Annotated in this window: 7 protein-coding genes; all 7 read right to left on the bottom strand. The window is 37.6% G+C overall.

What is annotated here, in order from left to right; genetic code table 11:
* Positions 1 to 7 precede the first annotated feature (7 nt).
* Positions 8 to 1,708, bottom strand: a complete 1,701-nt coding sequence (locus tag IWC72_RS12605) for a GMC oxidoreductase (protein WP_194529998.1) — start codon at positions 1,706 to 1,708, stop codon at positions 8 to 10.
* A 164-nt stretch (positions 1,709 to 1,872) separates the two neighbouring features.
* Positions 1,873 to 3,645 (bottom strand): sulfatase family protein, encoded by a 1,773-nt coding sequence (locus IWC72_RS12600; RefSeq protein ID WP_194529997.1) that lies wholly within the window; start codon positions 3,643 to 3,645, stop codon positions 1,873 to 1,875.
* Positions 3,646 to 3,660: 15 nt separating this feature from the next.
* Positions 3,661 to 6,513, bottom strand: coding sequence for a glycoside hydrolase family 2 protein (locus tag IWC72_RS12595; protein WP_194529996.1), 2,853 nt, complete (start codon positions 6,511 to 6,513; stop codon positions 3,661 to 3,663).
* Positions 6,514 to 6,699: 186 nt separating this feature from the next.
* Positions 6,700 to 7,929: a mandelate racemase/muconate lactonizing enzyme family protein gene (locus IWC72_RS12590; protein ID WP_194529995.1), complete on the bottom strand. Its 1,230-nt coding sequence runs from the start codon at positions 7,927 to 7,929 to the stop codon at positions 6,700 to 6,702.
* Positions 7,926 to 9,194 (bottom strand): FG-GAP repeat domain-containing protein, encoded by a 1,269-nt coding sequence (locus IWC72_RS12585; protein WP_194529994.1) that lies wholly within the window; start codon positions 9,192 to 9,194, stop codon positions 7,926 to 7,928. Before IWC72_RS12585 ends, IWC72_RS12590 begins: the two co-directional genes overlap by 4 nt.
* 7 nt (positions 9,195 to 9,201) lie before the next feature.
* Positions 9,202 to 11,370 carry a glycosyl hydrolase gene (locus IWC72_RS12580; RefSeq protein WP_194526519.1) on the bottom strand — a complete coding sequence of 723 codons (2,169 nt, stop codon included), beginning with the start codon at positions 11,368 to 11,370 and terminating at the stop codon, positions 9,202 to 9,204.
* 117 nt (positions 11,371 to 11,487) lie between these two features.
* Complete coding sequence (locus tag IWC72_RS12575) at positions 11,488 to 13,992, bottom strand: hypothetical protein (RefSeq protein ID WP_194529992.1); 2,505 nt, start codon at positions 13,990 to 13,992, stop codon at positions 11,488 to 11,490.
* Positions 13,993 to 13,999 lie beyond the last annotated feature (7 nt).

Below are 13,999 nucleotides of genomic sequence, written 5' to 3'. Positions count from 1 at the left end.
CGACTGTTTAAAGGTTCATTTTCTTTAATTCCTCTACAGCATGATTGGCTGCTCTTGCCGTTAGAGCCATGTATGTTAGTGAAGGATTTTGACATCCTGCAGAGGTCATACAAGCTCCATCGGTAACATATACATTAGGCACTTCATGCAACTGGTTGTATTTATTTAAAACCGAAGTTTTTGGGTCTTTGCCCATTCTAGCTGTACCCATTTCATGGATACCACCACCCATGTACGATTTCCTCAAGTTGGCCCTAACATCTTTAAATCCTGAATTCTCAAGCATTTCTTGAGCCTGTTCAATCCAGTCTTTTTTCATCCGTTTTTCGTTGTCTTTGAACTCGGCATCAAAAACAATAGTAGGTAAGCCGTAGTCATCAAGCTTATCATAATTTAAGGACATATGGTTTTCATGATACGGCAATACTTCTCCAAAACCGCCCAAGTTAATTCGCCAACCTCCAGGTTCCAGCATAGCTGCTTTCAATTCTTCTCCGTAGGCATACTCTGGAATAATAGTACTATAATCATTACGTCCGGCACTACCTTGGTACCCGTAACCCCGTATAAAATCTACTTTTTTAGAGGTGGAATTTACATTTCTAAACCTTGGTATATAGAATCCGTTAGGTCTCCGGCCCTTATAATATTTATCATCATAGCCATCTATTTTTCCGCTTGCACCACCGCCTAATTGATGATCCATAATATTATGGCCCAATTCACCACTGGCGTTGCCCATACCGTTTGGAAAAACATCTGACTTTGATTGCATTAAAATTGCTGTAGAAGCCATGGACGAAGCACACAAGAAGACAATCTTGGAATTAAACTCTATAGTTTCCTTAGTTTTAGCATCTACAATTCTAACTCCTGTAGCTCTTTTTGTGTTCTTATCGTACAAAACCTCGGAAACGATTGAATCTGGTCGTAGCGTCATATTCCCCGTAGCTTCCGCCATAGGTAAAGTTGATGAATTGGAGCTAAAATAACCACCGTACGGACACCCACGTTTGCACCGGTTTCTATATTGACAGGTTCCTCTACCCGCTCCCGGTTTTGAGCCTTCCGTTATATGCGCAACCCTGCCTATGGTAAGTACACGATCATCATATTTTTCAGAAATACCATTCTTTAAATGCTCTTCCACGCAATTGAGCTCCATAGGTTTTAAAAACACGCTGTCCGGTAAATGGGGCAAACCTAGGGCTTCACCACTGATACCTACATGTTTTTCTACGTGCTCATACCACGGTTTTATATCTTTATATCGAATAGGCCAATCTACACCAATACCGTCTTTGGCATTGGCTTCGAAATCCAAATCTGACCACCGGTACGTTTGTTTACCCCATATAAGGGAACGGCCACCAACCTGTGTACCACGAATCCAATCAAATCTTTTTGTTTCATCATAATCATATTTTGAATCGTCATTGAAAAAATGACGTGTGGTTTCATCAAACCCCCAACGTGATTGTTTTGGGTATTTTTCCTTTATTTTAGCCGGGGTCTCACCTCCATTTGGTAAGTCCCACGGATCAAGATTCATAGTGGGATAATCCACTACATGTTGTACCATCCTTCCACGCTCCAGAACTAAAGTTTTCAATCCGTTCTCGCAAAGTTCTTTCGCTGCCCATCCTCCGCTGACTCCGGTACCGACGACAATAGCATCAAAATTTTCAGTATCTAGCTTAACTGACATTTATCTCTTATTTAATTATTATCAAACCACAGTAGAGTATAGCTCACCACAACAATTAGTATATCTTACTTAAAACGCTTCTAAAATTAGGTATTGTAAGACGTAGGAGTGTCCTGCTCTGTACTGCCAAGGTCTTAATTAGACCAGTAAAAAAAGAAACAACCTTATTTTTCGACCGCTTTACTCGGTATAAAGCCTATTCTATAAGTTTGAGAAATTACTTTATCATTTTCACGAATTTCGAAAGGTTTCTGATAGATAGACCAAAAATTGGGGATTTTGCCATCGGACCCCACTATTTTATACCCAATAGAAGCTCCATCAGTATGGCTGCTGATGGATACCTCTCCGTTTAAAATACTAATTTGAGGTTCTACCGTAACGGGCTGGGTCTTGGAACCGTTCCACAGCTTTGCAATCAGTTCTTTTTCCGGCTGGTTGGGCACGTCCCCTATTTCCTTAAGCCACCGGTCCATCTCGGTACGCAATTCCTTCAATTTTTCTTGGTACTGAGGGTTTTCGGCAAGATTGTTCAACTCGTAGGGATCAACAGCGCAATCGAATAACTCTTCTTTGGGTTTGCTTTTCCTAAACCATTGCGATTGCGCTTCGTTTAACTTTCCTTCATCACGTAAGCGCAACAGTTCTTGCATGGCCGGAATTTTTTCCCTGTATGCTACCGGCAAGTAATACTCCTGTTCGGGCCTGTAATTTCTAATGTATTTGAATCGAGAGTCGCGAACGGCACGGATAGCATCGGTAAACCCGTCAAAACGGTCGGCCGCGGCATGTATGTATTCACGTTCACTCACCGATTCATACTTACCTAAAAAAGCCTGTCCCTGCATATAACTGGGAGGTTCTACCCCGATCAATGAAAGTAATGTGGGTGCAAAATCTACAAAACTAAGTAATTCATCATTTCTAATTCCAGCAAGTTGTTTATTTGGAAATCTTACGATAAGGGGCGTATTTAATCCGGAATCATAAATCAATCTTTTCTCCCTCGGCAAGGGGCCACCATGATCACCGTAAAAGAAGATGATGGTGTTCTCTAACAGGCCATCTTCTTCAAGTTGTTTCAATACAGCTCCAACTTGTTTGTCCATTTCAGCTATGTTATTGTACAGTTTCCACATATCACGGCGGACTTTTGGAGTATCGGGCAAATACGGGGGAATATCAAATTTAGTATCCTTAGGTAGATGTACTGGCGTTTCTCCCTCCGTCATTCTATTTTTAGCATGTGAAGCCCCAAAATTTTCCCATTTATAACTTCGGTCGCCCAAATGGTAGTTTCTGGTTTCAATTTCCCTAAAACCATAAGGTTCAAAGAGACCCGATTCATGGGTCTCGGTAAAATTCACAATCGAAAAGAAAGGTTGATTTTCGGCTTTATTACGCCAATGGGCATACTCACTACTTTCGTCCCAACCGGTTTTGGGAGCTTGGAATTGGTAATCCTCTTTGTAATTATTAGTGCAGTAATACCCTTCCATGCGTAGAAGTTCACTCACCATACGCGCTTCATGTGGAGGAACGGCACCATATTTAGGCAAGCCGGTGACCTCGGTATACGAGGTGGTACGCATGTGATTGGCGCCAATGCCTGAAGGATACATACCCATAATAATGGCAGCGCGGCTTGGGGCGCAAACCCCAGAGGTAGAAAACATATTCGGATAAACAACCCCCTCAGCTGCCAAGCGACTTAAATTTGGGGTTACAATAGTGGAATCACCAAAAGCCGGTATGTATGGCCCCATGTCTTCGGTTACCAACCACAGAATATTGGGGCGAGTTGGTAAATCTTTCTTCACAGCAGTGTCCAACACCTTATTTATATCTTTTCGTTTTGTATGACACCCTCCTATAATAAGAATGACCAATAACAATAGTGCGGCAACTGGACTCAAAAGTAGTTTTTCAATTTTCATACGAATTATTTTGGTCTATTCTATTGATAATTTAAAATTTTGTTCGTCATTTTCTTCAATATTCCAGTTTATGAATAAAGAGACAGAACCTGACAAGCTGTTATTAATAAATTCCGGTTTAGCATCGGGTCCAAACTCTGTTGGTTTTTTCCATTTAGAACCTACTGCAGATATAACATTAAAAAAGTAAAAGCCCTCTTTTTGTGGATACTTCCATGAAGCCATTTTTGAATTAAAGCCATTTATCGGGTTCAATACACCAAGAATTAAGTCACTATTATTTTTAAAGCCTACAGAAACATTATTTTCCATGTAAAATATGGCCCATTTCCACGGAGCAAAACAACCTTCAAATTCAGGTTGATTGTATACTTCACCGGGAATGTTAATTAATTTATCTACTGCGTGAACATCATAAATACCACCTTCAACACGGTTTTTCCAAATTCTAGCCGGTCCTTCTCCCAACCAGCGTTTACTTTTTACGGCTTTGGGGTTTACTTCCATACCTATACCAGCATATTCGTAAAATCCATATTCTGGAGAATACTCATAATCGAGTTTTATTTCCCCAGAAGGCATTATGGTCCATTCTAATTGATCAAAACCATTTGTATTTTTAGCTTCAATTATAAAATTGCCCTGTACTTGTTTAACTGAAGCTTTTACCTCTACCGTTGAAGCTTCTATTTCGCTTATTGAATCTGTTCTTTTTGTTGTAATTAACGGAAAATTTTTAATACTGGTTGATTTGCCTTCTACCGCTATTGTTTTAAGTACACCTTTATTTTTATCAAATACTAAAGTAGTTGTGCCAATATAAAATTGAAATGGATTAGTTTGATCTTGAATAATTTTATTTCCCTTAGAAACCTGAAAATAAACGGTTTCTTGCTCTAGTATTAGCCGTTTCTCATAGACCATTACATTTTTATTATCAAAAACCTCTATTGCTAATGCATCGAATTTTGGAAGGTTTTGTGGTAGGGCTAATTTTAATAAACCGGTAGTATTCGGTAAAACATTAGGTGAGGTTGCCTTACCTGTTGCAACAGTTCTAAAGCCTGAAGTTGATGTATTGGGAGTTTCAAAAGCTATAAGTTTCCAATTGATCCGACATTCATTTAAATTCACAAAATCAAACTTATTTTGAATTGTTAATTCGCCTTTAAAATTCGATTTAATTTTTTCTTCTTTAATAATAACCGGTGACCATATTTCCCTAACAGCATAATAACTGCCATCTTTTTCAGAATTAGGACCTACAATGCCATCTGGTGCATTATTACCTTGGTTAAATGGTTGATTGTTCATATCTGTTCTTCTCAGACCTTCATCAAAAAGTGCCCATATCATTAAGCCCCCACCAACTTTAGATTTTTCGATAGCGTCCCAATAGGTTTTTAAATTTGCTCCGCCGCCGCCATCATATAATGCATGCAATGTTTCATTTGGTAATACAATATGATTTTCTTCAAATAATCGTTTTGATAGCATATCATAAGACGGATAAAAATTTGTTTTAACTATATCAAAATCAGGAGAATAATTTTTATAAATATCCCCTGTTTTAGTTTCATTTTTTAAAGGTCTTCGTTTTTGAATATCCCATTTAAAAAAATCTTTATCGAACTCTGGATTATGTGCTAAATGGTTTCCGTTGCCCCAAAGAATAACAGATGGGTGGTTGACATCTCTAACTACCAATTCTTTCACCAATTTACTTCCTGTTTCATTTGGGTGTGGATGTCGCCAACCAGGTAATTCATCCATAGCCATTAAGCCTAAAGAATCGCACAAATCTAGAAATTCTGCATCTGGGGGATAATGACAAATACGTACCGTATTAAAATTCATCTCTTGCATTAGCTTAACATTGTGCAGCATGTCTTGCTTTGTTAGCGTACGGCCTGTTTCTGGTCTAAAACTATGCATGTTGGCACCTTTTAATAGAATCCTTTTTCCATTGAGGTAAAAGCCATCATGGTCCCTAACTTCAAATGTTCTAAAACCAAATTTTTGTTTATACGTATGTAATATTTGATTTTTAGATGTTATTGAAACTTCAACACTATAAAGATTTGGGTATTCATGAGACCACAATTCAATATTTTTAAAATTAGCCGTTAATCGTGTTTTGTTCTTGAGTAATTCTTTTGAAAAAGATTTCCCAATTTTTTGATGACTAGCATCAAAAAATTGAGCTTCGACCATTAATTTACTCATAAACCCGTCTGTAAAAACATCCATTTGAAAATCGCCGTTCATTTGTGCGTCTATGGCAACTCTTTCAATATAATTTTGGGGTACTTCTTCTATAAAAACTGGTCTAAAAATGCCACCAAAAAGCCAATAGTCCGCAATACGTTCAGCTTTTACAACTTGTGGGTGTTTAGCTGGTTTTAATACTTCAACTTCTAATAGATTAGCACCGTTTTTAAGAAAGTCAGTTATTTCATATTTAAACTCTGTAAAGCCGCCAATATGAGTATCGCCTACTTTTTTTCCATTTAAGGTTACAGTAGTTTCTGTCATAGAACCTTGAAAAACTATAAAATACCTTTTATGTGTGGATGTTGAAAATTTGAAGTTATGACGGTAAAAACCAATTTCAGGATTTGTTTCATAATCCTCATGATCTTTACCATAAGTATAATAGCCAAAACCTTTAGTTTCCCAATTAGAGGGTACTGGTATGGTCGTCCAGTAACCACTATTTCTACCTGTAGACATTTTAAAATCCCAGTCTATCGCTGTATCAGCGTAAGTGCCTGATAGATATGTTTTGGTTTGGGCTTTAATTTCCTTTCCTAGGAAAAAGGTAGTCAATAATAGTAGAAGTATATTTTTTTTTATTGTAAGTATCATCCTTTAATATTTGAGATTACTTTTGCGGTCGTTTACAGAACCTTATCTCCTATGAGCAACATTTTTCTTATATCTGATCTTAGCTCTTTTCGACTACAACATTTTGCTATCTGGGCGTGCTTGACCAATATTGGTTGATATCTAAATGCTTTATTATTTAGTTTATATTGAAAGGTCTTGCGCTCGTTAGACATCTATATATAGTGAACAGACGTTTTTCAATCGTTTCTCATCCAGTACTAAACCAAAACCGGGTACCGGGTCTAAGACATAGAACCCGTTAGATTGTTTTTTTGTTGGTGATTGAAGAATGCAATCTAGGTATGGTTTTGAATCTTCTTTTTTTTCTATTGCCTCTACCCATTCGGAGCCTGAACCTATGGCTACTTGTTGCCATGCTGAACACGCCGGGCCAACTAAACTGTCATCTCCAATCATAATTTTACCTCCAAAGTCTTTAATTTTTTTTGCCAAAACTGCAGTTTGTTTAAAGCTGCCCATTGTTGATGGATGTAAGTTGAAAATACGACCCATGCCAGGGGATATGGTTTTGATGCCTTTCCAAGAAGGTCTCAATGGCTTGTCTGGTATTAACGATAGATTACCTACCATTTTCTGAAGCTGCACCCATTGATGGGTCTTTAAATTGGCTGGGTCTTCAATTGCATCTAAACCATATGCAGTAAAAAGTTTTAAGGTATCTGCCAATTCTTCTAACGAATCCCAATCTTTATATCCGCCGTTTACATCCGAAATAACTTGGGCATTATCACCTATTACTTTTCGTATAGTTTTCAACAGTTTTAGATCTAGCTTCTTATCTCCGTACATTTTGAATTTTAGATGGTGAGCCAAATTTTCTTCTAGACTTTTTTCCGCTTCTTTTCTGACTTCTTCTTCATTTTTATAAAGTATGCAATACAGACCAGGTACGGCAGCCCTATAGGGTAAATTCAGCAATTCTATTGCCGGTTTCCCTTGTATTTTACCACTTATATCTAGCAGAGCCACGTCTATAAACTCCATTTCCTTTAAGCTTGTCCCACTTTCTGGTAGCTGCTGAAATTCCAATAATTTCTGAGCGTTCTCTATAGATAGGCCCTTATATTGTTTTACATAGTTTACCCAATTTATTGGGTTTATATCAGGAGTATTGCGAGAAGCCGGTATTTCTGACCAACCGTAATAATCACCGGCAGAAACCTTCATAAATAAATGCTGGCGATTGTACCATGTGCCAAAAGAGAAATACCTGGGAATATTTATATCATACTTATACAATTCAATTTTTGTAATCTTTTCGTTCAAATACTCCGCTTTATTGATACTACCTAAAGCGGATAGTAATGGATATGTTGTTCCTATAGCACCAAGCGCCGAAATCCCTTTCAAAAAATGTCTTCTATTTGTCTTCATATTTTTGGGTTTTCATACCAAATAATTCCTAATCCTTCATTATTTACTCCTGCATTTTCTTCACAAGTAAGTACATCCAAATCGCCATCGCCGTCCAAATCTATTAGCTCTATTCTGTCATATTTTATACCATCTAAACCACTTATGTTATGCCATTCCCAATTTCTTTCTGTTGGACTCTCTTTGAAGGACAGCCAATAAACGCCAGATTGGCCCTCTTGTTCAAAAGTATTTGAAGTGTGTACAATGTCTAGTTTTCCATCCATATCAATATCTCCAGCTTTTACGGCCTTTGCTCTACCTGTTGTTTCGGAAATTTCTATATTGAACGTCCTCCAATTTAAACCGGTATCATCTAACCTTTTCATAAATACAATTTTTTGGTTGGTATATTCTGTTGCTATAGCATCTTCTAATCCATCTCCATCTATATCTGCCATATCCATAAACATCACTCTTGTATCTTTTGCTCCAATGAAATGATTTTTCCAAAATTTCTTTTGTTTTCTTTTTATTCCTGGATTTTCTAACCAACGTACACCATTTGTTTTTCCTTTATTTCTATCGGAAACCACAATGTCCAAATCACCATCACCATCCATATCTCTTGGTATGACAGACATTACCCAAGTAGCATTGCTTATAGGATAGTATTTCCATTTACCTATATTTCTTGGATTCTTTGGTGCTTGAAACCAACCTATTTGTGCATTTTTATTTTTTGAGCCTACTATAATATCTAATCCATTCGTATCATCTATTTGCATGGGAACGGCAAACATCCACTGTGTAATATTTTCTGAAGAAGGAATAACCTCTGATTTCCATTTATTAGTGTCTAAATAATCTACCTTATTAGAAGGTGCCCAATTGATGTATACTTTTTGATGTTTCCACTCTGTACTACTAATCACATCTACGGCACCATCATTATCAAGATCTGCAAAAACAGCATCTTCTACATGTGATGTTTTACCAACAGTAACGGAAGACCATTTTTCTTTAGCTTTTTCGTGACTTGGGTTTATATATACTTTTGTATACCCACCTTCTTCCCATCCTGTGGTAATATCTAATAAGCCATCATTATTTACATCCATTAACCTAACGCCATCGGCTCCGCTAAGGGAATTGTCAATTATATGTCGCTGCCAATGCGTGCTTTTACCAATATAAAAATTAAAATTATCCGCTAGAGATAATGATGCCTGTGCAAAGGCACCACTACCGAGAATTGAAAAAAAGAATATAAGGGAGGTTTTCATCTCACTATTAATATGATATCCAAAATGTTGCACTAACAGGTTTTAATAATAATCTACATTTAGTAAAGTCCTGATCTTTAATCTTTAAGTGGGATGCTTCTTTAAGGTGCTGAATAGTTCCATCATGTGGACTTGCCTGGTATAAATCTAGTTTTCCTCTAAGGACCACCTCAGTTTCTATAGTTTCATCGCTAGAATTAGAAAAGAAGTAGATATCCTTACCATCCTTAACTTTATGTATGTAATTGAACTTTCCAATATTTGTAGATAGTTTTGGGTTTGGCAAAAATTCAACATCTGTAAGCAAACGAGTCTTTATTGCTTCGTACAAATTAGAGCTGTTAGGGTTGGGAATATGGATAGCTTGTCCTGCTGCTGCATTCGTATGAATTTGTGTCCCATAAAATAAGCTGTCTTCTGGATTCACCTTAAATATTTCAACTACTAAATCCCTAACTTTTATATCCTGACCTATTTCAGATGACTTAAAAGGTAGTTGGCCTGTGGAAATTACCAAACCGCCCTGGTCATAATATTCCTTTATTTTCATCAAAGTTTTTACTGAGATAATCTTACAACCTGTAAGTATAAGGGCATCGTACTTTTGATTGTTTTCCTGATTGTTCAAGCGTATTGATCCTTGCTTTATCTCATATTTATCATCCAAAAAATATTCTGGATGGATAAATGTAAAATCTTGTCGAATGTCATTTGTCAATAGACCACTAATTTCTTGGTAGTTGGTTTCTGGCGATACGTAGAAACCTTGTCGTGGATTGTCCGGCGCTTCAAAACGATACCAACCGGCTAATTCTGCAAATGGATATAACACTCCAATATTTGCGACACGTTTACCTCCTTGTAATAACATACAAGACCTTCCTACAAAATTGGAATAAGCCGATAAGGCAGGTGCCAGCTTTTTACTATCAGGAGAAACCAAAGGTGAAATATAAACCTCGTTAGGGTTATACCACATTCCATGGGGCACTACAAAATTTACTCCTCGCGAGAAAAGGTCCATTGCAGAGCGATATAACATTAACGAATCAAAAGTCTTCTCTTTATATGCACCATAGATTTCTGTAGAAACAACTGGCTTGTCATAATAATCTGCAGCTGAACTTATGAGCTTATGGCCGTTTTGACCAAATTGATACTCAATAATTGCGTCTGTTAGGGGAATTTCGGTATGACGGAAAAACTTAAAGATATCTCCGTTCATATCTATTGGAGTAGGATCATAGTTTCCTGGAGGATGCCCTGTATCCTTTAGCCCGTTTTCTTTAGCCCATTCCCCAACCAGTTTAGGAAACCCTTCTGCCAGTAATTCTGCACGGGTATTGAAAAAAGCATGTCGTACAGCTTCAGTTTCAGGGCCAATATTATACCATAAGGCTGGATACCAAGGTTTTGGGTCAAAACCATTTAATTCCTTAAATTTTTCATTGAAAAGTCCCGTCCATGTTCTTGGGTGCTTCCAAAAACCCACATCGTCAAAAAATGTCATTTTTATGGTTGTTCCAAAATAGGCCTCAAAATTATCTTTAAATACGTCATAAGTCATACGGATCATTTCTCTTACCGCAGTGGTATCCATATAATCCACTACAGGAAATGCTTTATGGTAACTATCCTTGACCATAGTGAAGAACATGATTCTCCACGACCCCTTGGGTGCCTGCCATTTTAGCTCTTTATTTTTTACATAAGCACTTAGCTCAAAACGTTGTAATGTTTCCTGGTTCATTGCTACAACGGAAAGCAACTTACCCTCTGGTATGCTATCCGTAAAGTCATAGGGGCCATTTACCAACTTTTCTACTTTATCCAAACGCTTCATGGTATGTTGAGGAAAAAGTCTGCCTATTTTTCCGCCGGCCATTCCGCTTGGAAAATCGTTATCGTCATATAAAACTACCTCCATATCCAATTCTTCGGCTGTATCCAAAACATCCTGAAATCGTTCTAGGTATTGAGGCGTAAGAAATTTAGGCATTGTACCGGATTTTCCATTTTTTTTGGAGGCAAGAGGCAGTACACTAATGCCACTAAAACCAGCAGTTTCTTTCGCCTCTTTCATTTGTTCTCTTATTCCTTGTGTAGTAAGCTCTCCGTTAATGTGCCAAAAAGGCATTGGTTTGTAGGCTCCTGGAGGAACTTTAAAATCCTGCACAAATTTTTTGGAAAGGGCAGAGTTGACCGGCGAACAAGAACTATATAAAAAGCCAAAGGATAATGCCAGGATTAACATATAATGTTCCCTACAAAATTTAATCATGTGTATAATATATTACAACCTTAAGAAGCCTCGCTCTTCCTGATTTGACTTTAATTCTTTAGAACCCAATTTCAACAAATTTCCTTCTCCAATGTAAAGCATGGTATCCGTTTCGTTTTCCCTAATCGTTTTACGGACAATACCAAATCTTCCTTTGAAATAAAGGCCTAAAGCTTCATTCCTATAAATGGCATTGTTCCTATCTTGAGATATGATAATATCGGATACAAGGGAATCTTTGACTTTGGAGGTTACAATAGCACCTATAATCTTATTTCCATCCCATAAAGGTTCTACTTTTTCAACACTTGCTTTTTTCTGAGCAGACGGTTCAAATATGGCAATATAGGGCCTATCCCACGCTTCACCTTGTTGCCTAACCGCCAGTACCTGGGTCTTTTTGTGAATATATCCATTTTTTGCTTCCCGGGTTGGAGGCGCCAATGCTTTGGTATATTCCCTAGAAACTCCCTCTGGAACCAATAAATGCATGTAGGTGTCGTCAAATTCAATATCGAATCTAACCTTTATTCCTTTTTTAGTAGCCCGGGTGGATTGCGTGTCCTCAAAATAACGCCAGCCAGGAGATTTTACTACATCGCCAATATCATTTTGATAGCGGTCCGTTTTCTCAAGCGTCAATGCACGATTATCTGATGTGAAAATTTGGGTTTTATCACCAATATTATGATAGACATAATCATGGAATTTGTTTTCACCATTGGATTTTGAGCGAAACATATCAAAATAATAACCTGTAGTTGCGCTGGTTCTAATGGTACTTAATGTACGTTCTTGTATAGCATTGTTGACGGTATCATCCAAGAATTGAGTGGCAAAATTGAATTCTTCGGATATTCTTTCTTCCAAATGTTTGGGTTCGGCAGCAACATTTATTGTTTTATTCTGCCAAACATGGGCCTTACCTTTCCATGATCCCTCATCCAAACCATGTGAGGTGCCGTTTACAATTACCGTATTGTTACCAGCATATAATCTAAAATAGTGTTCGTGAAGAGGTATTTTTCGTTCTTGAACTGAGGGTGGTAGACCTGCATTGGGCGCCATTATATAGCCCGCTCCGTACAATTCCATACTTATTCCCGTAAGGTGACTATGAACGTAGTGGGCTCCTCCTACAATACCACATAATCCATACATTTCATTATTTTCCTTAACATAATTCCGTTGAAGAGCTATACCCGCATGGTTTACAATAACGGTGGCTTTATCCAAGTTAACCGACTCTTTAATTTTTTTGGGTATAGACTGCCCCCAAAATAGCTCCAACAAATTAAAATTATCAAAGATACTACCCGTAGATAGATTTGGTCTATGACCACCATTGCCCTCATAAGAATTTTTAAGCGCTAATTCCGCTTTATTCTGCAATGTCTCATATCCTTTTCTTGAAGCAAGGTCCAACGTGTATCTATACAAGTCCCCTGTAAAGTCATTGTACCGTTTTGAATCTCCGTATCTAACAAATGTCCTGTTGGGGTGCCGTAAATAATCGAATAGAAAGTTTCCTTCAAGAACATGTTTATAATTTGCCGTTACGTTCATTTCCGGTTTTACACGATCTACAATATTCAACACCATCGTAATAATGGGCATAAAACTGTAGCTAAGTGATTCCGGCCAAATTCCTTGCCCCGAGAACATAGGCAAGATGGTATTCTTGAACGAGTTTTGATGCGCTGTACCCTTCTCCCAAAAAAATTTAAACAGACGCTCACGTTCTATATCATTTTCAATACATAAAATTCCAAAGAGTGCACCAGGTGCGGTAAGTATAGGATGGTTGGAAACTCTCTTACCATGTACATCCGGCTTTCCATATTCTTGTAGAACATTGCCTACCATATTGGCAATTGCCTTTTGTGCTTTTGTATTATTAAAAGCAACCAAGTGACCCTTGTTTTTATCAAAGACCTTTACATTTTTTTGCTTTAAATAATTGTAGATAAAATCGTAGGCTACGGCAAATGGGGCATATGTAGTTCTTGGATCAAAAAAAGCATACCCGCATATAGTAGTGGTTTCGGGCGTTTTAATAGACAAAACATCTGTGTATACGGCTAAAATATCAGCTGCAAACTGTGCATATTTTTCATCTTGTGTTATGAAATATAGCGCTCCCGCATTAGCCGCTAGAGACAATACCTCGTTATGTGCAGCTGCTATTGGGCCGGCTTCTCTTTCTTTGTTCTCATGGTCATGACCCGCAAACGCGGGTATTCTATTTAAAATAATTAACGGATGGGTCTGATGAACTTCCAAAGCCCCATCTACATGTTCATGCAATTGAGAGACGACACTTTCTGCCCAATCGTATTTTTCAATTTTTTCTAAAACAAGGGCTCTTTCCTGTTGTGTGGTATAAATTATGGGATGGTCCAATGACTGCCCCTTAACCGTAATTGCGGTTAATAAGAGAACTATGGAAATCCCTTTAAGAAATAGTTGATTTATCAAATAATGTCCTGTAAGAGATTCTATACTAGATTTTCCCATGCGCCAT

This window comes from Zobellia roscoffensis, assembly GCF_015330165.1.
Taxonomy (GTDB): Bacteria; Bacteroidota; Bacteroidia; order Flavobacteriales; family Flavobacteriaceae; genus Zobellia; species Zobellia roscoffensis.
This window is presented reverse-complemented; position numbering and strand designations above follow the sequence as displayed.